Annotated in this window: 17 protein-coding genes and 12 pseudogenes; 18 read left to right on the top strand and 11 right to left on the bottom strand. The window is 69.8% G+C overall.

Features of this window, described 5'->3' with window-relative positions:
- Positions 1 to 52: 52 nt before the first annotated feature.
- The 8 genes and pseudogenes from gatB to G7085_RS21255 all read right to left on the bottom strand — a co-directional run bounded on the left by gatB (position 53) and on the right by G7085_RS21255 (position 6,844).
- Positions 53 to 1,537: pseudogene (gatB, locus tag G7085_RS21290) on the bottom strand (Asp-tRNA(Asn)/Glu-tRNA(Gln) amidotransferase subunit GatB).
- Positions 1,534 to 3,039, bottom strand: a pseudogene (gene gatA / locus G7085_RS21285) (Asp-tRNA(Asn)/Glu-tRNA(Gln) amidotransferase subunit GatA). Before gatA ends, gatB begins: the two co-directional pseudogenes overlap by 4 nt.
- Before the next feature lie 17 nt (positions 3,040 to 3,056).
- Positions 3,057 to 3,336 (bottom strand): annotated as a pseudogene (gene gatC, locus G7085_RS36520) (Asp-tRNA(Asn)/Glu-tRNA(Gln) amidotransferase subunit GatC).
- Between the two features lie 92 nt (positions 3,337 to 3,428).
- Positions 3,429 to 3,632, bottom strand: a complete 204-nt coding sequence (locus G7085_RS21275; protein WP_197512438.1) for a hypothetical protein — start codon at positions 3,630 to 3,632, stop codon at positions 3,429 to 3,431.
- A gap of 42 nt (positions 3,633 to 3,674) precedes the next feature.
- Complete coding sequence (locus G7085_RS21270; protein WP_197512437.1) at positions 3,675 to 3,923, bottom strand: hypothetical protein; 249 nt, start codon at positions 3,921 to 3,923, stop codon at positions 3,675 to 3,677.
- 266 nt (positions 3,924 to 4,189) lie between these two features.
- Positions 4,190 to 4,498 carry a hypothetical protein gene (locus tag G7085_RS21265; RefSeq protein WP_197512436.1) on the bottom strand — a complete coding sequence of 103 codons (309 nt, stop codon included), beginning with the start codon at positions 4,496 to 4,498 and terminating at the stop codon, positions 4,190 to 4,192.
- Positions 4,499 to 4,622: 124 nt separating this feature from the next.
- A pseudogene (mnmA, locus tag G7085_RS21260) lies at positions 4,623 to 5,677 on the bottom strand (tRNA 2-thiouridine(34) synthase MnmA).
- A 54-nt stretch (positions 5,678 to 5,731) separates the two neighbouring features.
- Positions 5,732 to 6,844, bottom strand: a complete 1,113-nt coding sequence (locus G7085_RS21255) for a cysteine desulfurase family protein (RefSeq protein WP_197512435.1) — start codon at positions 6,842 to 6,844, stop codon at positions 5,732 to 5,734.
- 99 nt (positions 6,845 to 6,943) lie between these two features.
- On the opposite strand from G7085_RS21255, the pseudogene glgX reads away from it, so the two are divergent.
- The 6 genes and pseudogenes from glgX to G7085_RS35895 form a co-directional block, all read left to right on the top strand.
- Positions 6,944 to 9,085 (top strand): annotated as a pseudogene (glgX, locus tag G7085_RS21250) (glycogen debranching protein GlgX).
- 51 nt (positions 9,086 to 9,136) lie between these two features.
- Positions 9,137 to 11,138, top strand: a pseudogene (locus tag G7085_RS21245) (alpha-1,4-glucan--maltose-1-phosphate maltosyltransferase).
- Positions 11,135 to 11,350, top strand: a pseudogene (locus tag G7085_RS35900) (maltokinase N-terminal cap-like domain-containing protein); the annotation flags it as partial. The pseudogenes G7085_RS21245 and G7085_RS35900, both read left to right, overlap by 4 nt.
- Positions 11,351 to 11,433: 83 nt before the next feature.
- Positions 11,434 to 12,273, top strand: a complete 840-nt coding sequence (locus tag G7085_RS21235; protein ID WP_197512434.1) for a phosphotransferase — start codon at positions 11,434 to 11,436, stop codon at positions 12,271 to 12,273.
- 34 nt (positions 12,274 to 12,307) lie between these two features.
- Positions 12,308 to 14,201: pseudogene (glgB, locus tag G7085_RS21230) on the top strand (1,4-alpha-glucan branching protein GlgB).
- Positions 14,202 to 14,361: 160 nt separating this feature from the next.
- A pseudogene (locus G7085_RS35895) lies at positions 14,362 to 14,820 on the top strand (hypothetical protein); the annotation flags it as partial.
- Between the two features lie 148 nt (positions 14,821 to 14,968).
- Here G7085_RS35895 and G7085_RS35890 read toward each other — a convergent pair.
- The 3 genes from G7085_RS35890 to G7085_RS35880 are packed head-to-tail and all read right to left on the bottom strand — an operon-like array spanning position 14,969 to position 15,662.
- Positions 14,969 to 15,181: a hypothetical protein gene (locus G7085_RS35890; protein ID WP_408647149.1), complete on the bottom strand. Its 213-nt coding sequence runs from the start codon at positions 15,179 to 15,181 to the stop codon at positions 14,969 to 14,971.
- Entirely contained in the window at positions 15,145 to 15,351 is a 207-nt protein-coding gene (locus tag G7085_RS35885; protein WP_197512431.1) for an FCD domain-containing protein, read from the bottom strand. Before G7085_RS35885 ends, G7085_RS35890 begins: the two co-directional genes overlap by 37 nt.
- Entirely contained in the window at positions 15,348 to 15,662 is a 315-nt protein-coding gene (locus G7085_RS35880) for a GntR family transcriptional regulator (protein ID WP_197512430.1), read from the bottom strand. Before G7085_RS35880 ends, G7085_RS35885 begins: the two co-directional genes overlap by 4 nt.
- Before the next feature lie 113 nt (positions 15,663 to 15,775).
- On the opposite strand from G7085_RS35880, the gene G7085_RS21205 reads away from it, so the two are divergent.
- The 12 genes and pseudogenes from G7085_RS21205 to G7085_RS35875 form a co-directional block, all read left to right on the top strand.
- Positions 15,776 to 16,999, top strand: a complete 1,224-nt coding sequence (locus tag G7085_RS21205) for an ABC transporter substrate-binding protein (RefSeq protein WP_197512428.1) — start codon at positions 15,776 to 15,778, stop codon at positions 16,997 to 16,999.
- A 46-nt stretch (positions 17,000 to 17,045) separates the two neighbouring features.
- Positions 17,046 to 17,960: a carbohydrate ABC transporter permease gene (locus tag G7085_RS21200; protein WP_197512426.1), complete on the top strand. Its 915-nt coding sequence runs from the start codon at positions 17,046 to 17,048 to the stop codon at positions 17,958 to 17,960.
- Complete coding sequence (locus tag G7085_RS21195; RefSeq protein ID WP_197512424.1) at positions 17,957 to 18,799, top strand: carbohydrate ABC transporter permease; 843 nt, start codon at positions 17,957 to 17,959, stop codon at positions 18,797 to 18,799. The genes G7085_RS21200 and G7085_RS21195 overlap by 4 nt, the downstream gene beginning before the upstream one ends.
- Positions 18,800 to 18,820: 21 nt before the next feature.
- Positions 18,821 to 19,495 carry an RraA family protein gene (locus G7085_RS21190; RefSeq protein ID WP_197512423.1) on the top strand — a complete coding sequence of 225 codons (675 nt, stop codon included), beginning with the start codon at positions 18,821 to 18,823 and terminating at the stop codon, positions 19,493 to 19,495.
- Positions 19,496 to 19,611: 116 nt separating this feature from the next.
- Entirely contained in the window at positions 19,612 to 19,824 is a 213-nt protein-coding gene (locus G7085_RS21185) for a hypothetical protein (RefSeq protein ID WP_197512421.1), read from the top strand.
- 44 nt (positions 19,825 to 19,868) lie between these two features.
- Complete coding sequence (locus G7085_RS21180) at positions 19,869 to 20,504, top strand: polysaccharide deacetylase family protein (RefSeq protein WP_197512419.1); 636 nt, start codon at positions 19,869 to 19,871, stop codon at positions 20,502 to 20,504.
- A gap of 61 nt (positions 20,505 to 20,565) precedes the next feature.
- Positions 20,566 to 22,320, top strand: a complete 1,755-nt coding sequence (locus tag G7085_RS21175; RefSeq protein WP_197512417.1) for an SDR family NAD(P)-dependent oxidoreductase — start codon at positions 20,566 to 20,568, stop codon at positions 22,318 to 22,320.
- A pseudogene (locus G7085_RS31445) lies at positions 22,233 to 22,538 on the top strand (SDR family NAD(P)-dependent oxidoreductase); the annotation flags it as partial. The gene G7085_RS21175 and the pseudogene G7085_RS31445, both read left to right, overlap by 88 nt.
- Positions 22,539 to 22,958, top strand: a pseudogene (locus G7085_RS31440) (mannonate dehydratase); the annotation flags it as partial.
- A gap of 83 nt (positions 22,959 to 23,041) precedes the next feature.
- Positions 23,042 to 23,572, top strand: a complete 531-nt coding sequence (locus G7085_RS21165; RefSeq protein ID WP_331715865.1) for a mannonate dehydratase — start codon at positions 23,042 to 23,044, stop codon at positions 23,570 to 23,572.
- Entirely contained in the window at positions 23,569 to 23,793 is a 225-nt protein-coding gene (locus G7085_RS21155) for a hypothetical protein (protein WP_197513132.1), read from the top strand. Before G7085_RS21165 ends, G7085_RS21155 begins: the two co-directional genes overlap by 4 nt.
- Positions 23,697 to 23,990: pseudogene (locus G7085_RS35875) on the top strand (beta-propeller fold lactonase family protein); the annotation flags it as partial. The gene G7085_RS21155 and the pseudogene G7085_RS35875, both read left to right, overlap by 97 nt.
- Positions 23,991 to 24,058: the final 68 nt, after the last annotated feature.

The raw sequence follows: 24,058 nt of genomic DNA, 5'->3' as shown, positions 1-24,058 counted from the left end.
GATCGGCACCGCGATGCCGTCGTGGGCGCCCGTCACCTCCTCCCGGCCGGGCTCAGGTGAGCTTGGCCAGCACCAGTTCGCGTACCTTGCCCGCGTCGGCCTGGCCGCGCATCGCCTTCATGACCTGCCCGATCAGGGCGCCGGCCGCCTGCACCTTGCCTGCGCGGATCTTGTCCGCCACGTCCGGGTTGGCCGCGATGACCTCGTCGACCGCGGCGCCGAGGGCTCCCTCGTCTGAGACGACCACCAGGCCACGCTTCTCCACGACCTCGGCCGGCTCACCCTCACCCGCGAGCACGCCGTCGATCACCTGACGGGCGAGCTTGTCGTTGACGGTGCCCGAGTCGATGAGCGCCTGCACGCCTGCGACCTGCGTCGGGGTGATGGCGAGCCCTTCGAGCTCGACTCCGTCCTCGTTGGCGCGGCGTGCCAGCTCGGTCACCCACCACTTCCGGGCCGCCGCCGGGTGGCCCCGGCCGCGACGGTCTCCTCGACGAGCGTCAGCGCACCGGAGTTGACGACTGCGGCGAAGTCGATGTCGCTGAAGCCCCAGTCACCCTGCAGGCGGGCGCGACGCTCGGCGGGCGGCTCGGGCAGCGTGGCCCGCAGCTCCTCGACCCACTGACGGCTCGGGGCGATCGGCATCAGGTCGGGCTCGGCGAAGTAGCGGTAGTCCTCCGCCTCCTCCTTCGAACGACCCGACGACGTGGTGCCGTCGGCCTCGTGGAAGTGACGCGTCTCCTGCTTCACCGTCCCGCCGTCGTCGAGGATGGCCGCCTGGCGGGTCATCTCGTAGCGGATGGCGCGCTCGACCGAGCGCAGCGAGTTGACGTTCTTCGTCTCGGTGCGGGTGCCGAGCGTCTCCGACCCGATGGGGCGAGCGACACGTTGGCGTCACAGCGGAGCGAGCCCTGCTCCATCTTCACGTCGGACACGCCCAGTGCCTTCATCAGTTCCCGGAGGTGCGCGACGTAGGCCTTGGCCACCTCGGGGGCCTTCTCCCCGCCCCGCGCAGCGGCTTGGTGACGATCTCGATCAGCGGCACACCCGCCCGGTTGTAGTCGATCAGCGAATGGTCGGCGCCGACGATGCGGCCCGAGCCACCGACGTGGGTCGCCTTGCCCGCGTCCTCCTCCATGTGGGCACGCTCGATCTCGACGCGGTAGGTCTCACCGTCGACGTCGAGGTCGACGTAGCCGTCGAACGCGATCGGCTCGTCGTACTGCGAGGTCTGGAAGTTCTTCGTCATGTCCGGGTAGAAGTAGTTCTTCCTGGCCATCCGGCACCACTGCGCGATCGAGCAGTTCAGCGCCAGTCCGATGCGGATGGCGGACTCGACCGCCTTGCCGTTGATCACAGGCAGCGACCCGGGCAGGCCCAGGCACACGGGGCAGACGTGGGTGTTCGGCTCGCCGCCGAACTCGTTGGCGCAGCCGCAGAACATCTTGGTCTTCGTGTTCAGCTCGACGTGCACCTCGAGGCCCAGCGCGGGCTCGTAGCGCGTCAGCAGAACGTCGTAGTCGACAGTTGCACTCATGCCGTGACCGCCTTCGATCCGTCGATCTGTGTCATCCGGGCGAGCAGTGGCCCGCCCCACCTCGCCTCCAGGGCCCGTTCCAGCACGCCGCCGATGCGGTAGAGGCGCGCGTCCTCCATCGGGGCGCCATCACCTGCAGGCCGACGGGCAGAGCGTCGCTGAGCCCCGCAGGGAACGACGCGGACGCGTTGCCCGCCATGTTGCTCGGGATGGTGCACAGGTCGGCCAGGTACATGCTCATGGGTCGGCGGTGCGTTCACCGATCCGGAACGCGACGGTGGGTGTGGTCGGCGAGACCAGCACGTCAACCTGTCCGAACGCCCTGTCGAAGTCCTGCTGGATCAGGGAGCGGACCTTCTGGGCGGATCCGTAGTAGGCGTCGTAGTAGCCGGCCGACAGCGCGTAGGTGCCGATGATGATGCGGCGCTTCGCCTCGCGACCGAAGCCGTCCTCGCGGCTCAGGTTCATCACCTGCTCGGCGGAGTTGGTGCCGTCGTCGCCGACCCGCAGGCCGTAGCGCATGCCGTCGAAGCGGGCGAGGTTCGAGCTGAGCTCCGCGGGCTGGATCAGGTAGTAGGCGGGCAGCGCGTAGGTGAACGCGGGGCACGACACCTCGACGATCTCGGCACCCGCCCCACGGAGCACCTCGATCGCCTCGTCGAAGCGCTCCAGCACACCGGGCTCGTAGCCGTCGCCGCGGAACTCGGTGACGACGCCGACGCGCACGCCGGTCAGGTCGGTCGAGGCGGCGGCCGCGACGAGGTCGGGCACCGGCTGGTTGATGGAGGCGGAGTCGTGCGGGTCGTAGCCGCCGATGATCTCCTGCAGGAGCGCGGCATCCTCGGTGGTGCGGGTCACCGGGCCGGGCTGGTCGAGGCTCGAGGCCATGGCGACCACCCCGTAGCGGGAGACGCCGCCGTAGGTCGGCTTCACGCCGACGGTGCCGGTCACGGCCCCGGCTGACGGATCGAACCGCCGGTGTCGGACCCCACGGCGATGGGCACCATGAACGACGCGACGGCCGCGGAGGAGCCGCCGCCGGAGCCGCCGGGGATGCGGTCGGTGTCCCACGGGTTACGGGTCGGGCCGAAGTAGGAGGTCTCCGTCGACGAGCCCATGGCGAACTCGTCCATGTTGGTCTTTCCGACGATGACCAGCCCCGCCCCACGGAGCCGGGCCACGACGGTCGAGTCGTAGGGCGGGATCCATCCCTCGAGCATCTTCGAGCCGCATGTCGTCGGGAAGTCGACCGTGCAGAAGTTGTCCTTGATGCCGATCGGGACGCCGGCCAGCGGGCCGAGCTCCTCGCCCGCGGCGCGGCGGGCGTCGATGGCGCGGGCCTGTGCGATGGCCGAGTCGGCGTCGACGCTGAGGAACACGTTGAGGGTGGGATTGAGGGCCTCGATCTGCTCGAGGCAGGCGCGGGTGAGCTGCTCGGAGGTGAGCTCGCCGGCGGCCATGGCGCGGCCGAGGTCGGCGGCGGAACGGGTGAGGATGCTCATGTCGGGTCAGTCCTCGCTCAGGATCTGGGGACGCGGAACCGGCCGTCCTCGGCGTCGGGTGCCCCGGAGAGGGCCTGCTCCTGGCTGAGGGAGGCCGTGACGACGTCTGCGCGGAACACGTTGCTCATCGGCATCGCGTGGGTCGCGAGCGGCACGTCCGGCCCGCCACCTCAGAGACGCTCGCTACGGATTCCAAGATGACGTCCAGCTCGGGGCGAGCTCCGTGCACTCCTGCTCGGTGAGCTGGATGCGCGCCAGTGCTGCCAGGCGAGCCACGTCGTCGGCGGTGAGACCCACTTCGTGCTCCTAGGTTGGCTTCTCGCCGCGATGGCGGCGTCGCCCATCTTAGGGCCCCCGGCCCGATCGGCCGCCCGGCGTCCCGGGTGTGGTCAGGCGCCCGTGAGCAGCAGGTAGAACATGCGGCCGAGAAAGAACAGCGCCACGGCGATGCCCACCACGACGACGGGCACGATGATGCGCTGGATCTTCTTCCACCGCGTAGTCGGCACCCCGGACGGTCCCCAGCTGCCCCTGCCGGCCTGAGCCCGGGTGGGTCCACTGCCGTTGAGGTTCAGGTCGGAGAACACGCGCATGGCGGCAAGTCTAGGCGCTCAACCGGGCGGTGGGACACCGGTTCAGCCGCGCTCCGCGGCCTCCTCGACCAGGAAGGCGGCCCGTTCCAGCGCGCGCAGCTGCGGTGCGACGTCGTCCCTGCGCCAGCCGGCAAGGCCGCAGGCGGTGCCGAGCACGAGCCCCGGCCAGGGCGCGACCTGGATCTGCCGCAACACCCGCAGCGCCTCGTCGACCAGCCGGTCGACCCCTGTGGGGTGGCCGAGGCCGTGTCGACGACACCGAGCGCGACCTCTCGTCCCTCGTCGGACCACCGGGCCAGCTCGTCGGGGTCGACAAGGCGGGAGTCGACGGCGACGCCGGCGAACCCTGCGCGGCGGGCCACGTCGAGCCAGCGGCCGGGCGCGCAGCAGTGCAGCCAGGCGCCCTGCCCGAACGGAGTCAGTGCCCCACGAGCTCCGGCGGATCGACCCTGCGGTGCTTCGAGAAGCCGGACGCCGTTGGCACCGCTCCCCGGCGACGGCGAGCAGCGCGGGCTCGTCGATCTGGATGAGCGGGCGGGCGGCCGGGAGCCGGCGGGTCAGGTCGGCGACAAGCCCGGCGATGCCCTCCCGGAGCGCCTCGGCCAGTTCGCGGCGGGCGCCGTGGTCGGCCAGCAGCCGGTCGCCGGCGGGTCGCTCGACGGTCGCGGCGAGCGTCCACGGCCCGCGACGCCGACCTTGAGCACGCCGGTGAAGTCCTGCAGGAGCTCCTCGGCGTCATCGAGGTCGTGGCGCCACTGGGCGCGGGCGCGCCGGTGCTCGGCGCTGGCGTGTGGGGTGAGCCGCCAGCCGGCGGGCTGCAGGTCGAACCCGAGCCCGTCGATCAGCCCGAGCGCGCGGCCCGTCATCGCGGAGGCTACCCGCGGGCGGGCAGTTCCGGCAGCGGCAGCAGGTCGGCAAGCAGCTCGGACATCGCGGCCAGCGCGCCGCGCAGGTCCGTGCCCGGGAGCGACCCGGAGGCGGTGATCCGCATCAGAGCGCCCCGGCGATGACGGCGCTGCCGACGACGCGGTCGGCCTCGTAGACGACCACCGTCTGGCCGGGCGCGACTCCCGAGGCGGGCTCGTCGAGCGCGACCGTGAGGCCGCCGTCGGTCGCCTCGACCGTTGCGGCCTGGGCGAGGCCGTGGGCCCGGTACTGCGCCGAGCCGCGGAACGCGCCCTCGACGGGGTCGCCGGTCCAGGTGGGCCGGATGCAGGTGAGCCGGGTGACGGCGAGGTCGTCACGGGCCCCCACCACGACCGTGCGGGAGACGGGCTCGATGCTCAGCACGTAGCGGGGTTCGCCGCCCGGCGCCGGCACGCGCAGGTCGAGGCCCTTGCGCTGGCCGACGGTGTAGCGGTGCGTGCCGCGGTGGGTGCCGAGCACCGCGCCGGAGGAGTCGATGATGTCGCCGGGCGCGTCGTCGATGTGGCGCGCGAGGAAGCCCTGGGTGTCGCCGTCGGCGATGAAGCAGATGTCGTGCGAGTCCGGCTTCTTCGCCACCCCGAACCCGAGGGCGCGGGCCTCCTGCCGCACGAGGGCTTCTCGACGTCGAACAGCGGGAAGAGGCAGCGGGAGAGTTGGTCGCGGTTCAGCATGCCGAGCACGTAGGACTGGTCCTTGGCGCCGTCTGCGGCGCGGTGCAGCGTGACGCTGCCGTCGTCGTGGCGTCGCAGGTCGGCGTAGTGCCCGGTGGCGACCGCGTCGAACCCTAGCGCGATGCCGCGGTCGAGGACGGCGGCGAACTTGATCTTCTCGTTGCAGCGCAGGCACGGGTTGGGCGTGCGGCCTGCCCGGTACTCGGCGACGAAGTCCTCGACGACGGCCTCGTGGAACTCCTCGGCGAAGTCCCACACGTAGAAGGGGATGTCGAGCTTGTCCGCGACGCGCCGTGCGTCGTGTGAGTCCTCCAGCGAGCAGCAGCCGCGTGCGCCGGAGCGGTACGAGGCGGGGTTCCGCGACAGCGCCAGGTGCACGCCGGTGACGTCGTGGCCCTGCGCGACGAGGCGCGCAGCGGCGACGGCGGAGTCGACCCCACCCGACATGGCGACAAGTACCCGCACGAATCTCCTCTTCTGAAGTCAGTGAGCCGGGCCAGTCTACGCGCCGCGCGCCTGATCGACCGCGAGCGGAAGGACCTCCACGAGCCGGTCGATGTCGGACGGGGTCGTGGTGCGTCCCAACGAGAAGCGCAGCGACTGGGCCGCCTCGTCGGCGCTGCGCCCCATGGCGAGCAGCACGTCACTGGGTTGGTGCACGCCCGCCCGGCAGGCGGAACCGACGGAGGCGTGGACGCCGCGCTGATCCAGCAGGAACAGGAGCGCGTCGGCGCGGATCCCGTCGAAGGTGGCGTTGACTATGTGCGGGGCGCCGTCAGGCCGGCTGTTGAGCCTGCCCCCCGCGGCCAGGGCCGCGGCCGCCACGCGGTCGCGCAGCGCGGTGAGCCGCTCCGCCTCCGCCTCCCGCCCGAGGGCGGCCAGCGTCGCGGCCCGCGCGAACGCGGCCGCCAGCGCGACGGCGTTGGTTCCCGAGCGCACCCCGCGCTCCTGGCCCCCGCCCAGTCCGATGGGAGAGGGGACGACGGCCCTGCGGGCGAGCAGCGCCCCGATGCCGACGGGGCCGCCGATCTTGTGCGCCGAGAGGCTCATCAGTTCGAGCGCCCCTGCCGCGAAATCCACCTCGAGGTGGCCGAGGGCCTGCACAGCATCGCTGTGCATCCACGCCCCTGCCCGCACTGCGAGCCTGCGGATCTCCTCGACGGGCTGCACGACGCCGGTCTCGTTGTTGACCGTCATCACCGACACCACCGCGACGCGCGGGTCGATCAGGGCCGCGGCCGCTTCGAGGTCGACGAGGCCTTCGGGTGTGACGGGCAGCGTGAGCGCCCCGCGCCGCACCGCGCCGAGCACCGCGGGATGTTCGACGGCCGAGACGAGGATCCGGTCGCGGCCCTCCGTGAGGCGGGCCGCCGCGCCGCCCAGGACGGCGATGGAGTCGGCCTCCGAGCCCCCGGAGGTGAAGATCACCTCGCTCGGGTGCGCACCCACCGCCCCGGCGAGCTCCTCGCGGGCCTCCTCGAGCGCGGCCCTGGCCCGTTGGCCGGGTCGGTGCAGCGAGGCGGGGTTGCCGACGATCCCCGAGGCCGCCACGAACGCCTCCACGGCCTCGGCCCGCATGGGCGTGGTGGCCGCGTGATCGAGATAGACCGACATGTCCGCAACTCTACCGATCCGGCCGATCGTGCCTCCTGGCCGGAAAGCTGACAGAATTGGCGAGTTACGCCGGAAGACCCTAAGGCCCTGATCCGCACCATGCATGTTCCCGATACCGACCGCCTCGGCGCCCACGTCACCCCGGACGGGGTGGCCTTCGCGCTGTGGGCCCCCGCGCCGAGGGGGTCGACCTGGTCCTGATCGACTCGCTCAACAATCAGTCGCGCCACCCGATGACGCGTGACCTCGACGGCATCTGGTCGGTCGATGTGGCGGGCATCGGCGAGGGCCAGCACTACGGCTTCAGGGTGGCGGGCCCATGGGCCCCGCACGAGGGCCTCCGCTTCAACCCGAACCGCCTGCTCCTCGACCCCTACGCGCGCGCCGTGGTGGGCGGCATCGACTTCCACGGCCCCATCCTCGACCACACGCCGGGCAACGTCGAGTCGATGTCGACGGAGGACTCAGTCGGGGCGGTCCCCGTCGGCGTCGTGGTGGCGGACTCCGCGCCACCCGTGCCCGTCGCGCGACGGCGACCCATGGCAGAGACCGTGATCTACGAGGCCCACCTGCGTGGTTTCACGAAGCTGCATCCCGATGTCCCCGAGCACCTGCGCGGCTCCTACCTCGGATTCGCCGAACCCGCCGTGATCGAACACCTTGTCGAGCTCGGCATCACGGCCGTCGAGTTCCTCCCCTGCAGCATTTCGTGAGCGAACCTTTCATCGCGGAGAAGGGGATGCGCAACTACTGGGCTACAACACGATCGGCTTCTTCGCGCCGCAGGCCGCCTACGCGCCCCGCGGCACCGTCGGCAGCCAGGTCGACGACTTCAAGCAGATGGTCTCCGCCCTGCACAGGGCCGGGATCGAGGTCATCCTCGACGTGGTCTACAACCACACCGGGGAGGCCGGGATCGAGGGGCCCACACTGTCGATGCGCGGTATCGACAGCATCGCCTACTACCGGCTGACCAACGACCTCCGTGACGACTACGACGTCACCGGATGCGGCAACTCGGTCGACACGTCGAACCCGATGGTGCTGCAGCTGGTGCTCGACTCGCTGCGCTACTGGGTCACCGAGATGGGGGTCGACGGCTTCCGATTCGATCTGGCGACGACGCTGATCCGCGACGCGCAGCACCACGTCGACCACTCCCACGGGTTCAAGGAGGCCATCGCGGCCGACCCGGTCTTCGACGGGATCAAGATGATCGCCGAGCCGTGGGACGTGGGCCCGTACGGCTACCAGGTCGGGGCGTGGGGCCCCGGTTGGAGCGAGTGGAACGACCGGTTCCGCGACCACGTGCGCGACTACTGGCGCGGCTCGGTGCACGGCGTGCAGGAGCTGGCCACCCGGCTCGCCGGCTCGCCCGATCTGTTCGACAGCCCGGGCAGGACTCCCCAGGCGAGCATCAACTTCGTCACGGCGCACGACGGGTTCACCCTGCGCGACCTGGTCAGTTACGACGTCAAGCACAACCTCGCCAACGGCGAGTCGAACCGCGACGGATCCGACAACAACCACTCCTGGAACCATGGCTGGGAGGGCGAGACGGCCGATCCAGAGATCCGGTCACTGCGCCGCAGGCAGGTGCTCAACATGATGGCGACGCAGGTGCTGGCGCTCGGCACCCCCATGCTGACCGCGGGCGACGAGTTCGGACGCACCCAGCGCGGCAACAACAACGCCTACTGCCAGGATTCGAGGCTCTCCTGGGTGGACTGGTCGATCGAACCGGAGTGGCGGGACGTGCAGCAGAAGATCCGCGACCTGCTCGCGCTCCGGCGCGACCATGTGGTGCTGCGGCCCGAGGAGTTCGCGTACCACACCGAGGTGCTCGGCCCCAACGGCGGCAACCTTCAGCGCGTCGACCTCACCTGGATGGACGGCGTCGGCGGCCAGATGGGTCACGACGCGTGGCACGACGGTTCCCGCCGCCTGCTCGGCATGTACGTCTCCAACGAGACGGAGGCGTTCCTCACCTGGTTCAGCAGTTCCCCCGATCCGGCCGTCGTCAAGCTCCCCGGGCTCCCGTGGGGATACGGCTTTGAGGTGGTGTGGCACACGGCGACCGACTACGAGGTGGTCACCGGGGTGCGGATGCCCGCCGCGGCCCCGTTCCTGATGCCTCCCCGGGCGGTGGTGATGATGCGCGTCGACGTGCACACCACCGTCGAGGAGCTGATGGAGCTGAAACACAAGGAGCGCTCGGCCGGGCGTTCCCCGAGAGGCTGACCACACGCCGCCCTGGGACACGTGCGGCCCCATCCCGGCTAGGCTGAACCCGTGAGCGAGCAGATCCCGGCCCGAGCCGGCAGGCGAATCATCCGCACCGATGGGGGCTTCGGCCGCATCCCGGTCACCGGGGTGAGCCCGGTCCTCGAGGGCGGCGCCTACCCGGTCAAGGCCGTGACCCATGAGCGGCTCCTCGTCCAGGCCAATGTGTTCCGCGAAGGCCACGACGCCGTCAACGCCTCCGTGATCCTCACGTCGCCGCAGGGCACGCAGCGCCGGATCGACATGACGCAGGTCGAGCCCATGGGCCTCGACATCTGGCAGGCCAACATCCGGATGGCCGAGCCCGGAGACTGGACATTCCGCATCGAGGGCTGGTCGGATCCCTGGGGCACCTGGACGCACGCCGCCGAGAAGAAGCTGCCGGCCGACGTCGACGTCGACCTCGTCCACATGGAGGGAAGGGACCTGCTGGAGCGGGCCGCCCTCCAGGCCGAGGCGCAGCGGACGCCAGGCGCCGCTGCGCTCCTGCGTGGCGCGGCGCAGACCCTGACGCGCGGAACCGACCTCGAGGAGGTCCTCGAGTTGATCGCCTCCGCGCCGATCACGCGGGCGATGGCCCGGTTCGGCCCCCGCGAGTTCGTCTCCCCCACCCCGGACCACCCGGTGCGCGTGGAGCGCCGCCGCGCGCTCTACTCGTCCTGGTACGAGTTCTTCCCGCGTTCCCAGGGAGCCTGGCGCGACGACGACGGGCACTGGCACTCCGGCACCTTCGCCTCCTCGCACGGGAGGCTCGAGGCGGCCGCCGCGATGGGCTTCAACGTCATCTACCTGCCGCCGATCCATCCCATCGGACGCTCGTTCCGGAAGGGCCCGAACAACACGCTCACCCCGGGCCGGAAGATCCCGGCTCGCCGTGGGCGATCGGGTCGGCCGACGGCGGCCACGATGCCGTCCACCCCGACCTGGGCACGATCGACGACTTCGATGCCTTCGTGGCCAAGGCGCGCTCGCTCGATGTCGAGATCGCACTCGACATCGCCCTGCAGGCCTCCCCCGACCATCCCTGGGTGGAGGCCCATCCCGAGTGGTTCACCAGGCGGCTCGACGGCACGATCGCGTACGCGGAGAACCCGCCGAAGAAGTACCAGGACATCTACCCCATCAACTTCGACAACGACCCGGTGGGCATCTACCACGAGGTGCTGCGGATCATCGAGTTCTGGATCGACCACGGCGTCACCGTGTTCCGCATCGACAATCCGCACACCAAGCCGGTCGAATTCTGGGACTGGCTGATCGGGCGGGTCAACGACCGTCACCCGGAGGTGATCTTCCTGGCGGAGGCGTTCACCAAGCCGCAGATGATGGCCGCGCTCGGCAAGGTCGGCTTCCAGCAGTCGTACACGTACTTCACCTGGCGCACCGCGAAGTGGGAGCTGACGGAGTACCTCACCGAGCTCTCCACCGAGATGGCGTCGTACTACCGGCCCAACTTCTTCGTCAACACGCCCGACATCAACCCGTTCCACCTGCAGTCGGGCAACCCGGCGGCGTTCGCCATCCGCGCGATCCTCGCGGCGACGATGTCGCCGTCCTGGGGGTCTACTCGGGCTTCGAGCTGTTCGAGCATGAGGCCCTCGCCCGGGGAAGGAGGAGTACCTGGACTCCGAGAAGTTCCAGTTCCGCCCCCGCGACTACGACGCGCAGCCCAACCTGAATGTCCTGCTCGGCCGGCTCAACGAGATCCGCGAGGTGCACCCCGCGCTGCAGCAGCTGCGAGACGTCGCCTTCCACCACGCCCCCACGACTCCGTGCTCGCGTTCTCCAAGCGCGACGGCGACGACACCGTGCTCGTGGTGTGTTCGCTCGATCCGGACAACACCGTCGAGTCGCAGGTCTACCTCGATCTCGCAGCCCTCGGCTTCCCCGCCGCCTCACAGGTGTCGGTGCACGACGAGCTCAGCGGCGAGACGTACCTGTGGGCCGCGAAGCCTACGTCCGGCTGTACCCGGGCCGCCCCGGCCACGTGCTGCACGTGACGGTGTCATGAACGACACCGAGCTCACCGGCACACTCTGGTCGCTTGCACAGGGCCAGCGCTGGTTCTCGGGCCGCGCCGGCCGTCCGGTGGGCGTCGAGCTCGGTGACTGGGCCTCGACCCCGGATCCCGGCCCGGGGCTCCGACCCGCCATCCTCGTCGTCGAGTTCGACGACGGTCACCGGGAGCGCTACCTGATCCCGCTGCTCTACAGCGACGGCGCCGCCCCATCGACGCGTGCGACGATGCGGGCATCCTGCTCGACCTGCTGCGCGAGGGTGCACCGGGCTTCGAGTCGCTGCGGCCGGTGCCGACCGGGCTCACCGCCCGCCGGTTCACCGGCGAGCAGTCCAACACGAGCATCTTCTACGGTGACGAACTCCTGGCCAAGGTGTTCCGGCGCATCGAGCCGGGCAGCAACATCGACGTCGAGCTGCACCGGGTGCTCCGCGGCAGCGGGGTGGTCGCCGAGCTGTACGGCTCCTGGAGCGTCGACGGAACCGACCTCGCCGTGTTCCTCGAGGCGCTGCCTGACCCGACCGACGGATACGTGCTGGCCTGCGAGCACGCCGCCGCCGCACGCGACTTCTCCGACCACGCGCGCTCGCTCGGGGAGGCCCTCGCCACCGTGCACCGGATCCTCGCGGAGAAGCTCGGCACGGGCACCCTGGGGGGTTCCGAGGTGGCTGCCGGCTTCCGGGTCCGGTTCGGGGGCGTGGCCGACGAGTTCGCCGAGGCCGCCGCGTACCGTGCAAGGGCGGAGCGGGTCTTCGATGAGGTGGCCAACACACCGGTTCCCGTTCAGCGGGTGCACGGCGACTGCCACCTGGGCCAGGTGCTCCTGACGGGCGGCCGCTGGATCTACGTCGACTTCGAGGGCGAGCCGTTGAAGTCCCTGGACGAGCGCCGCCGCCCCGACTCACCGCTGCGGGACGTCGCGGGGATGCTCCGCTCGTTCGGCTACGCAGCCGCCGCGGGCGACGCGGACGCGGGATGGCTCGAAGCCTGCCGGGCCGCGTTCCTGACCGGTTACGGGCTCGATCCGGCCACGCCCGACCCGCTGCTCGCGGGCTACGAGACGGACAAGGCCGGATACGAGGTTGCGTATGAGGCCCGGTACCGCCCCAGCTCATCCGAGTACCGCTAGATTTCCTTTCAACACTTCCCGAAGGAGCATGACCATGGCGCACGACCGGTTCGGAGGACTCACCGGCTGGGACCTGGAGGGGTTCCACAACGGCGGTGACACCGAACTCTGGCGGAGGCTGGGCTCGCATGTCGTGACGCTGCACGACGCGGAGCGGGGTGACGTCACGGGCGTGCGGTTCGCGGTGTGGGCACCCAACGCGCGCTCCGTCCAGGTGATCGGCGACTTCAACTGGTGGACCGGCGACGCGATGGAGCTCGTCCCCGGCAGCGGCGTCTGGGCGGTCTTCATCGAGGGCCTCGATGAGGGACCCTGTACAAGTACCGCATCGAGACCGGTGACGGCCACTGGGTCGAGAAGGTCGATCCCATGGCCAGGTTCAGCGAGCAGGCGCCGGACAACGCGTCCATCGTCTACGAGTCGAAGTACGCCTGGTCCGACGACGACTGGATGGAGCGCAGGAAGGCCTCCCGCGCCCACGCGGAGCCGATGAGCGTCTACGAGGTGCACCTCGGTGGCTGGCGCCGGGGTAAGAGCTACCTCGACCTGGCCGAGGAACTGGTCAGCTACGTCAAGTGGCAGGGCTACACGCACGTCGAGTTCATGCCGCTTGCCGAGCACCCGTTCGAGCCGAGCTGGGGTTACCAGGTCACCGGCTACTTCTCCCCCACGTCACGCTTCGGCAGGCCCGACGATCTCCGTCACCTGATCGACCGGCTCCACCAGGCTGGAATCGGCGTGATCATGGACTGGGTCCCCGGTCACTTCCCGAAGGACGAGTGGGCGCTGGGCCGCTTCGACGGCACCGCCCTGTACGAGCACTCCGATCCCCGCCAGGGCGAGCACATGGACTGGGGCACCTACATCTTCAACTACGGCCGCAACGAGGTGAAGAGCTTCCTGGTCAGCAACGCGCTGTACTGGATCAAGGAGTTCCACGTCGACGGTCTCCGCGTCGACGCGGTCGCGTCCATGATCTACCTCGACTACTCCCGCGAGGAGGGTCAGTGGGTGCCCAACGAGTTCGGCGGCCGGGAGAACCTCGAGGCGATCGACTTCCTGCGCTATGTCAACCGGCACCTGTACGAGCGTGAGCCCGGCGTCGTGATGGTGGCGGAGGAGTCCACCAGCTTCGCGGGGTCACCAAGCCGGTGCACGAGGGCGGCCTGGGGTTCGGCTTCAAGTGGAACATGGGCTGGATGAACGACACGCTGCGCTACCTGCAGCTCGACCCCATCTACCGCCAGTACGAGCACAACCTGCTCACCTTCGCGATGGTCTACCAGTACTCGGAGAACTTCGTGCTGCCGATCAGCCACGACGAGGTGGTGCACGGCAAGGGCTCGATGATCAACAAGGTGCCGCAGGACGACTGGCGCAAGTTCGCGACGCTGCGCGCGTTCTACTCGTTCATGTGGAGCTTCCCCGGTAAGCAGTTGGTGTTCATGGGCTGCGAGTTCGGCCAGCGGCCCGAGTTCGACGAGTCCGTCAGCCTCGAGTGGTGGGTCTCGGAGCTCTGGGGCCACGGCGGCCTGCAGCGCCTCTTCCGCGATCTCAACCACGTGTACCGCGACAACAGCGCCCTCTACGAGCTGGACAACGACCCGACGGGCTTCACCTGGATCAACGCCGACGACGCCTCGCGCGACACGCTGGCCTGGGTGCGCAACGACTCCCGCGGCAACCATGTCGCGTGCGTCACGAACTTCTCCCCGAGCCGCTGCGCGACTACGAGATCGGCCTGCCGGAGGACGGTGCGTGGGAGGAGATCCTCAACACCGATGCCCCATCTACGACGGCTCCGGCGAGTTCGGCAACCTGGGCGAGGTGCACGCCACCGGAGAGCCGTGGGCCACTTCCCGGCGCGGGCCCGCGTCACCGTCCCGCCGCTCGGATCGATCTGGCTGCGCCGCAACGTCGGCTCGTGAGCGAGTTCAAGGTCCATGTCGACGTCAACGGCGGCGTGGGCAGCCTGCGCTGGGGTGAGCAGCGGGTCGATCAGGAGACCCTGTCACGGGCCGTCTCGCAGGCCGCCGACGAGGTGCTGATCGGGCACGATCTGCGCCGCCTGCAGGTTGAGCTGCCCGATTGGGACCACGCGGCGCGCACCGCGGTGCACCGCGCGGGCTTCCGACTCGAGGGCAGGCTGCGTTCGGCCATCGAGCCCGAGCCGGGCGTCTTCCGCGACGTGCTGATCTACTCGCGCCTCAACGTCGACCCCGTCTACGGCCCGCACGGGCACTCCGGCGTGCTCAACTCCATCCTCCCCACCAAGCGCGTCATCGCACACGCCCTGTTCCTGGACGGGGCGGGGCGGGTGCTGCTGCTCGAGACGACCTACAAGGACGACTGGGAACTGCCCGGCGGCGTTGCCGAGGTGGGCGAGCCCCACGGGTCGCCGCCGAGCGCGAACTGGTTGAGGAGATCGGGCTGGACGTCCGCCTCGGCCAGCCGCTCATCACGGACTGGATGCCGCCCTACCTGGGCTGGGACGACGCCGTCGAGTTCATCTTCGACGGCGGGGTGCTCGACGCCGCGACGGTCGCGACGCTGGTGCCCTCGGACCGGGAGATCCGGGCCGTGCACTGGGTCGAGCAGGGTGACGTGGCCTCCCATGTCACCGAGCTGTCCGCGCGCAGGATCGCGTTCATGCTCGCCGGTGGCCGGGGCTACACGGAGGCAGGCCACCCGACCCCTAGCCGGTCCGCCCACCGCCCGGTTGGGCGAGGAGGCGCTGCCAGACATCCGTCACGTGCACCCGGAACAGCTCCGGGGCGCCCGGGTCGCGCTTGGCGATGGCCCGCAGCAGCGGCTCATGGGTGCGGGCGATCTGCCGCAGATCCCGGAAGAACATGCGGTTCGAGATCGACGTCAGGTTGCGCATGGCGGGCTCGATCTGCTGCCACACCTTGGGAGCAGCTCGTTGCCCGAGGCGGCCCACACGGCCCGGTGGAACGTGACATCGCCATCGATGAAGCCCGGGAGGTCGTCCTCCTCGGCCGCCGTGAGCATGTATCCGAGGGCCTCCCGCAGGGTCGCGACCAGCTCCGGGTTGGCCTCCCGGATCGCCCCGGTCACGGCCAGCGGCTCCAACGTCGCGCGCAACTCGTATGCGTCGCGCGCCCCGTCGACCGAAATCTCGGCCACGAAGCTCCCCGCCGTGGGATCTGCATGACCATGCCCTCGTGGGTGAGGCGTCGCAGGGCCTCCCGCACGGGCGCCTGGCTGACCGAGAGCTGGCGGGCGATCTCGGACTCGACCAACCTGCTGCCCGGCGGCCTCTCGTTGGCGAGCAACTCGCGGCGCAACAGGTCGTAGATCTGATCGGACAACAGGGCCTTGCTCAGCACGAAGCGCTCGGACGTCGACACATTTGCCTCCCTTGACATGCGACACATCATAGGGCAACCTACATTTCACCGATAAGCGACAATCGATAGGAGTTTCCATGAACCAACACAGTCGTTGGGCTGTCGCTCTGGCATCCGCCCTCGCCCTCACCATGACCGGCTGCTCCACCGCAGGCAACACCGGCGGTTCGGGCTCGACCGAGGCCCCGACGGGTGGGGCGCAGGTCACCATCACGTGGGCCACCACCAACTCACCGGGGACGCTCGCCGCCGAGCAGAAGATCGTCGACGCGTTCATGGCGGACAACCCTGACGTGAAGGTCAACGTCGACGCCATCAACTTCGCCGACTACGACACGAAACTCAACACCTCGCTCCGCGCGGGTCAGGGCCCGGACGTGTTCCGCGTGAACCACCCGAACGTCCAGGCCTGGCAGCAGGCGGGCTACCTCGCGCCGCTCGACGAGGCCATCACCGCCAACGACGTGGCCAAGGACAAGTTCATCCCCGGCCTCCTCGAGGTCGGCGCCCTCGACGGGAAGCAGTACACGCTGCCCATCGACACCGACGCCCGCGCCTTCTGGTACAACCCGAAGATGCTCAAGGAGGCCGGCATCGTCGACGCCGAGGGCAACGCGAAGGCACCGGAGACCTGGGATGAGCTCGTCGACGCCGTGGCGAAGTTCAAGGACTCCGGGAAGTTCGGCTACGTGTACCGCACCGACTCCGACTACGCCATGGCCTACGAGGCGGTCGGCCCGTACATGAAGACCGCCGACGGAGCCCTTCTCACCCCGACGGCACGCCCAAGGCCATCGCCGCCGAGAACGAGGGTGCCGTCGCCGCCGTCACGCTGCTGCAGCGCATCGCGGCCACCGGCGCCGTTCCCCCGGCGAGTCGAACATGAGCGAGCAGACCAGCTACTCCCTGTTCGCCGAGGGCCAGGTCGCCATGATGACCGCCGGCCCTGGGCCCGCGACGCCCTGCTGAAGGTCAGCCCCGACCTCAAGCTCGGCGAGGACTACGCCCTCGCCCCCATCCCCGTGCCGAAGGCCGGTGACCCCTCGGCCTCCACCTCCGGCGGCTGGCAGATCGGCATGAACGCCAAGTCGAAGCAGCAGGAGGCCGCGGGTCGGTTCCTGGCCTACTTCGAGAAGGCGGAGAACCTCACCACGCTCGCGTCCAGCACCTCGTTCCCGCCGCTCATCGACGGCATGGAGGGTGAACCGTTCGCCAGCGACCCCTTCTACGACGCGTTCAAGGAGATCCTGCCCCACAGCGGCCTCCCGATCCGCCCCGTCCCCAGATGGCCCAGGTGTCGGCCGAGTTCGAGATCGCTGCCCGCGCCGCGGTCAACGAGGGTAAGGACGTCGTAGAGCAGCTGACCCTGTTCGACAAGAAGGTCAACGAACAGGTCCTGCTGTGACCGTCAGCACCACGGAGGCCCCGGGCACAACCGCCCGGGGCTTCCGCCCAGACAGGCGCCACTGGGGAGGCTGGACGATGGCGGCCGTCCCGGCGCTGGTCGCAGCCTGGCTCGTCATCTACCCGGTCGCCTACAACCTCTGGACGTCGCTGCACGTCAACCGGCTCAGCACCAACGACGGCGAGTTCGTGGGCCTGCAGATCTACCGCCAGCTCTTCGAGTTCGGCAACCTCGGCGGCACCATCTGGGTGACCCTCGTGTGGACCGTGTCCGGTCTGGCCTTCCAGGCGGTGCTCGGCCTCATCCTCGCGCTCGCGCTCGACCGGCCCGGGCGCGGGATCGGCTTCATCCGCACCCTCCTGATCGCGCCGTGGGTGATGCCCGGCGTCGTGGTCAGCGCCGTGTGGCTGACGATCTACAACCCGATCGGCGGCCTCGCCAACGAGGTGCTCTCCTGGTTCGGCCTCCCGGGCCACGACTGGCTCGGCGACCCCAACACGGCCCTCGGCGCGCTGGTGTTCACCAACGTGTGGAAGGCCGTCCCCTTCTGGATGCTGATGCTCTCGGCCGGTCTCAAGGCGATCCCGACCGAGCTGTACGAGGCCGCGGCGCTGGACGGCGCCGGCTACCTCAAGCGGGTCCGCCACATCGTGCTGCCCGCCCTGAAGAACGTGTTCATCCTCACCGGCCTGCTGGCCTTCATCTGGACGTTCAACTACTTCGACCTGTCCTACGCGATGACGCAGGGTGGCCCCGGCACCTCCACCACCACGCTGGCCTTCGACATCTACAAGACCTCGTTCGTCTTCAACCGCTTCGATCAGGGCTCGGCGCTGTCGGTCATCTCCTTCCTGCTGATGAGCGTCGCGATCGTCGTCTACGTGCTCGCGGCCAGGAGGAAGCAGTCATGACACGCACCTCACGAGGACGGTCCCGGCTCACCGGCCTGGGCCGCTGGTTCATCGTCATCCCGGCGCTGATCGGCGCCCTCATCCCCATCTACTGGATGGTCATCTCGGCCTTCAAGACCGATGCCGAACTCGGACGGCTCAGCCCGACCCTGTTCCCCACGGAGTTCACCTTCGACCAGTTCGCCAAGGCGACCGCCGACGGCAAGCTCCTGGCCTCCGTCGCAAACTCGGGCCTCATCGCGATCCTGACCACCCTGGTCGTGCTCGTCTTCGGGTCCGCGGCGGCGTACGCGGTCACCCAGTGGAAGTTCCCCGGCGTCGGCGGAGTCCTCGGGCTCACGCTCTTCACCCAGCTGCTGCCGCAGACGGCGACGCTCGTGCCGATCTTCCTGCTGTGGAACACGCTGGGCCTCACCGGTTCGCTGGGCGGCCTCACGATCGTCTACTGCCTGATGTTCATGCCCGTCGGGGTCTGGATGCTGATCGGGTTCTTCCGCAGCCTCCCTTACGAACTCACCGAGGCCGCCCTCGTCGATGGGGCCTCGCGCGTGCGGATCCTCTTCACCGTGATCCTCCCGATGGCCTGGCCCGCGCTCATCTCGGTGGGCGCCTACACCCTGATCGTCAGCTGGAGCGAGTTCCTCTTCGCGCTGGTGTTCCTCAGCTCGAACTCGACGACATCCACGGTGACGCTGGCCTCGTTGATCGGCGAGCATGACCCGAACATCGGCCCGCTGATGGCCTCGGCCACCATCACCACCCTGATTCCGCTGCTCCTCTTCTTCGCGCTGCAGCGTCAATTCGTCGCCGGACTCACTGGCGGAGCGGTCAAGAGCTGACCACGCACATCAAGGAGAACAATGTTCAACGTTGACAGCCAGGTGCGCAACCTGGATCTCGATTTCATCAGGGCCGAGCTCAGCGCGGCCATCCTGTCCGACTGCCTGGATGAGCGGGGCCTGCGCAACCAGTGCCTCGCATCGGGGATCAACCCGCTCGTCCCGGGCACCTCGGTCGTCGGCTACGCGTTCACGGTCGAATCGCAGCGGGTCCCCGGAGTGCCGGAGACGCCCTTCCTCGGGCTGCTGTCCGCACTCGACTCGATCGGCAGGGACGAGGTGTTCGTCACCCCGACCCGGCGCGCGGTCGACATGGCGGTGTGGGGCGAGCTCGTCTCCACGGCCTGCAAGCAGCGCGGGGCGGCCGGCGCCCTGACCGACGGCAAGATCCGCGACACCCCCGCAGTGCGTCGGCTGAACTTCCCCGTCGCCTCCACCGGCACCGTCCCCTACGACAGCCTCGGACGCCACGAGATCGTGGCCCAGCAGGTCGAGATCGAGATCGACGGGGTGACGATCCGCCCGGGCGACCTGATCGTCGCCGACGACGACGGCGTGGTCATCGTGCCCTCGGAGATCGCGGCCGACATCGTCCGGGAGGCCGCAGAAAAGCGGGCCGCCGAGAAGGAGTTCCGGGCCGCGGTCGCAGAGGGGATGGGGGCCACCGAGGCCTTCACCACCTTCGGCGTCCTCTGACACTCCCCGAACCGTCCGGGGTGGCACCGACGCCACCCCGGACCCTCCACTCCCGGTCCGACACCGAGGTCACCGGGTCATATCCCCAACACCCTCCCACGAGAGAGCAGAGTCCGATGAAGGAAGTATCCGACGAGTCCGTCGAGCAGGTCCTCATGATGTTCAAGTGCCACCTGGATGTCGGCTACACCGACACGGAGGCCAACGTCATGCGCGACTACCACCTGACGCATCTCCCCGGGCCATCGAGACGGCGGCCCGACTCCGCGCCGAAGGTGAGGACCGGTTCGTCTGGACCGTACCGGCCTGGCTGCTCTACCGACACCTGAACCAACCCGATGTCTCGGCCCGCCGCCGCGCCGAGGAGGCCATCGTGGCAGGCGATCTCGCCTGGCACGCCCTGCCCTTCACCTGGTACACGGAGCTCCTCGATGAGTCGAGCATCGCGGGTTCCCTCGGTTTCAGCCGGTGGCTCGACGAGCGCTTCGGCAAGGTGACCACCGCCGCGCGCCTCACCGACGTGCCCGGACACACCCGAGGGCTGATCGGACCGCTCGCCGACGCCGGCGTCACCTTCCTCGACATCGGCGTGAACCCCGGATGCAGGTCCCCGCAGGTCCCACACGCCCCGGAGGGGCCTTCCGGCCTCGACCGCCGACGTGCCCGATCCGGACTCGGTGCGCTGGAACGCGGGCGAGCCGGTCCACCAGGATCAGGGCACCCCGAAGCCGAACTCTCCCGGCTCGCCACCGAGGGCCTCAATGCACCCACCAGCAACCTGTTCCGGTGGCGCGACCAGCAGGGCCGCGAGCTCACCGTTCTCTACCATGACCTCGCCGCCTACGGCAGCACCGTGCGCATCCCCGGGGCCCCCTCGCCGTGTCGATGCGCGTCCACGGCGACAACACCGGCCCGCACTCCCCGAGTCGATCCGGCACGCCTACGCGAGCCTGCGGCGCAAGTTCCCCAATGCGGAGGTCCGCGCCACGAACCTCTCCGAGATCGGTGACGCGATCGCCGCGTCGACCGCCACGCTGCCCGTCGAGACCCGGGAGATCGGCGACACCTGGATGTACGGGACCGGGTCCGATCCCCGCAAGAGCGCCGACCTGCGGGAGGTGCTGCGGCTGCGCTCGGGCTGGCTGGAGGACGGCAGCCTCGAGCTCGGCTCCACCGAGGACCTCGCCCTGCTGGAGGAACTCATCCCCGCCCCCGAGCACAACTGGGGACTCAGCACGTCTGCCTACCTGCGCTCCTGGGACACCTACGCCCCGGCGGAACTCGCCACCGCCCGCACCGACCGGGACCCCTACCGGGCGGTCGACACCGAGTGGGCCACGAAGCGGCGACGCCCGCGGGAGGCGGTCGCCGTCCTCCCTGGGCCCCTCGCCTCTCAGGCGGCCGCGGTGCTCGACGCGATGCACGCCCCGTTCCCCGACGTGGAGGATGCCGAGGAGTCCCTCGAGGCCGCCAACGACCTCGTGTCGCTGCGCATCGACCCTGCCACCGGGGCACTCTCCTCCCTGGTCGATCTGCGCACCGGAAGGCAGTGGGCCTCCCCCGACGGCACCTCCGTCTTCAGCTATGTCGGATATGACGTCGACGACTACGCGCGCTACTCGGCCACGTACAACCACTCGGCCTTCGCCGCCAACGACTTCGGCAAGCCCGGCCTCGACCGGTACGGCGCGCGGCACGTCGACAGGGTCGCCCCAGCCGCGGCCGCACGCCGGTGGCAGGACGGTGTCTTCGCCGAGCTCTCGGCACCCGAGGGCGCCGACGACCCCCTCACCGCCTGGCCGGGTCGGGTCGCCGTCTCCTACCTTCCGGTGCCGGGTGAGGCCGCGGTGGACGTGCGCGTCTGGATCAGCGACAAGACGCCCAACCGTCGCCCGAGGCCCTCTGGCTCTCGTTCCCGCTCGCAGGCACCCGGAGGGACGGCTGGGCCATGGACAAGGTCGGCCAATCCATCCATCCCGACGACGTCGTCGAAGACGGCGGAAGGCACCTGCACGGCATCGGGCGCGGCATCACGTACACCGACGGTGCGGGCGGGGTGGCGATCGACTCCCTCGACGCCCACCTCGTCGCGCCCGGCACCCGAGGCCTGCTCCAGTTCCACAGGGACCGCCTCCCGCTGGAGGGAGGCATGCACTTCGCGCTCTACAACAACCTGTGGGGAACGGCATTTCCCCAGTGGTACGGCGGAGACATGCAGTTCCGCTTCCGCATCACGCTCTCGGCCCCTGACGGGGCGTCCGCATGACGCAACGGCTGGCCGGGCGTCGGGCGCTCGTGACGGGCGGTACCCGCGGATCGGTGCGGCCATCGCGGTCGCACTCTCCCACGAGGGAGCGGAGGTGATCGTGCACGGGCGCGGGGACGCATCCGGCAGGCGGTTCGCCGATGAGCACGGCTTCACCTTCCTGGCGGCCGACCTCGCCGATCTCCGCGGCATCGACGCGTTCGCCTCCGCGGTGCTCGGGCGCTTCCCCGCGCTCGACATCCTGGTCAACAACGCGGGCATGGAGATCCTGACCACGGTCGGCAACCTCGACCCGGCGGCCGTGGCCACCCAGTTGAAGGTCGATCTCGAGGCCCCCATCCTGCTGACCAACCGGCTGGTGCCCGCGCTGAGGAAAGGCGTGTCCCCGTCGGTGATCAACATCTCGTCGATCCACGGGCGGTCCCCGCATGGGCGAACTCGGTCTACGGCGCGGCGAAGGCGGGCCTCGAGCAGTTCACCCGGACCCTCGCCGTCGAGCTCGGCCCCTTCGGGATCCGGGCCAATGTCGTGGCACCCGGCGCCATCGAGACCGAGATGAACCGGGACGTGCTCGACACGATCGGGCGCGACAGGTTCGCGGAATGGATCCCGCTCGGTCACGTCGGTGGCGTCGAGGATGTCGCGGGTCCGGTCGTCTTCCTCGCCTCCGACGAGGCACGCTACATCACCGGTGCCACCCTCACCGTCGACGGTGGGTACTCCCACCACGTCGTGCGGTACCGCATGCCACTTCCCGACACCCCAGAGGAGAACTAGATGATCAACCTCGCAGAGATTCTCAGCCCGCGGCCGCAGCCCTGGTGGGCGCTCCTGAAGCAGTCGGGCGTCAACGACGTGGTGTCGTTCCTGAGGGGTGCCGAGCAGGAGGACCGCATGTTCAAGTCCCTCGGGCTGGGCAGCGTCGCCGTCGACGCCCACGCGGAACCGTGGGGCCTCGAGGCGATCCGGCACGATCAGGCGGTCTTCGCGGAGCACGGCTTCCGGCTCGCCGCCATCGAGGACACGGCACCGATGGACCGGACCAGGCTCGGGCTCGAGGGTCGCGACCAGGAGATCGAGCGTGTGATCACCCAGATCCGGGCGATGGGCGAGCTGTCGATCCCGGTCCTCTGCTACAACTGGATGGCCCTTTCCAGCTGGGCCCGCACCGACATCGCCATCCCTACCCGGGGCGGCGCCCTCGTGACCGGGTTCTCGCTGCAGGCCGCCGAGGATCTCGGCCCGCTCGTCGAGAAGGGCGAGGTCACGCACGAGTCGCTGTGGGGGCGCTGCGGTACTTCCTCGACGCGGTGCTGCCCGAGGCGGAGGAGGCGGGCGTGCGGCTGGCGCTCCATCCCGACGATCCGCCCATCGCAACCGTCCGGTCGCTGCCCCGCATCGCGAGCTCGATCGACGGGTACCGCAGGCTGCTGGACATGTCCGACTCGCGCTCCAACGCGGTGACGTTCTGCCAGGGGAACTTCGCGCTGATGACCGACGACCTGCCCGGCACCATCCGGGAGTTCGGGGACCGCATCGCGTTCATCCACTACCGGGATGTGCGCGGCACCGCCGAATCCTTCGTCGAGACGTTCCACGACGACGGCCAGACCGACATGGTCGCGTGCATGGAGGCATACCGGGAGATCGGGTTCTCCGGTCCGCTCCGCCCGGACCACGTCCCCACCATGTTCGGTGAGGACAACGACCGGCCCGGGTACAGCGTGCTCGGGAGGGTGTTCGCGCTCGGCTACATCCGGGGCATCCTGCACTCCGTCTACGGGCACCCTGCCGCGGAGCCGACGCCATGACCGGTAGGACCCTCTGGGTGGGGACCTACCCGGCGGCCGGGCAGGGCACCCCGACGGGCCTCGGTGAGGGCATCTGGCGGATCAGCCTCGATCCCGCACCGGCGTGCTGGGCGACGCGGAGCTGGTGGTCGTCACGCCCGCGCCGTCGTTCCTGTGCGAGGGGCAGACCCCGACCCGGCTGTTCGCGGCCAACGAGGAGGAGGGCTCCGACGGCCAGGTGACAGCCTGGGCTGTCGCCGACGGCGGCCTCGTCCCCGTGGCCGCCGCGGGCTCCGGCGGCAGGCATCCGTGCCACGTCGTCTACCTGCCGACGCTGGGCGCGGTGGTGGCCAGCAACTACACCGGAGGCTCCGTCGCGGTCCTGCCGGCGGGCCCCCTGACAGAAGGTGAACTCCACAGGTTCTCCGGGCACGGTCCTCTCGCAGCGCGCCAGGAGGGACCGCACGCGCACCAGGCCTACCCCGCCCCGGTGGGGAGGTCCTGCTC

Source organism: Tessaracoccus coleopterorum (assembly GCF_011174705.1).
Taxonomy (GTDB): Bacteria; Actinomycetota; Actinomycetes; order Propionibacteriales; family Propionibacteriaceae; genus Arachnia; species Arachnia coleopterorum.
This window is presented reverse-complemented; position numbering and strand designations above follow the sequence as displayed.

What these genes read in the sequence shown, in the direction of transcription:
- G7085_RS21275 (WP_197512438.1), bottom strand. Translation starts at nt 3,632, where the DNA reads ATGCGCGTGTTCTCCGACCTGAACCTCAACGGCAGTGGACCCACCCGG.
- G7085_RS21265 (WP_197512436.1), bottom strand. Translation starts at nt 4,498, where the DNA reads ATGACGGGCCGCGCGCTCGGGCTGATCGACGGGCTCGGGTTCGACCTG.
- G7085_RS21255 (WP_197512435.1), bottom strand. Translation starts at nt 6,844, where the DNA reads ATGTCGGTCTATCTCGATCACGCGGCCACCACGCCCATGCGGGCCGAG.
- G7085_RS35880 (WP_197512430.1), bottom strand. Translation starts at nt 15,662, where the DNA reads ATGTCAAGGGAGGCAAATGTGTCGACGTCCGAGCGCTTCGTGCTGAGC.
- G7085_RS21205 (WP_197512428.1), top strand. Translation starts at nt 15,776, where the DNA reads ATGACCGGCTGCTCCACCGCAGGCAACACCGGCGGTTCGGGCTCGACC.
- G7085_RS21195 (WP_197512424.1), top strand. Translation starts at nt 17,957, where the DNA reads ATGACACGCACCTCACGAGGACGGTCCCGGCTCACCGGCCTGGGCCGC.
- G7085_RS21190 (WP_197512423.1), top strand. Translation starts at nt 18,821, where the DNA reads ATGTTCAACGTTGACAGCCAGGTGCGCAACCTGGATCTCGATTTCATC.
- G7085_RS21185 (WP_197512421.1), top strand. Translation starts at nt 19,612, where the DNA reads ATGAAGGAAGTATCCGACGAGTCCGTCGAGCAGGTCCTCATGATGTTC.
- G7085_RS21175 (WP_197512417.1), top strand. Translation starts at nt 20,566, where the DNA reads ATGTACGGGACCGGGTCCGATCCCCGCAAGAGCGCCGACCTGCGGGAG.
- G7085_RS21155 (WP_197513132.1), top strand. Translation starts at nt 23,569, where the DNA reads ATGACCGGTAGGACCCTCTGGGTGGGGACCTACCCGGCGGCCGGGCAG.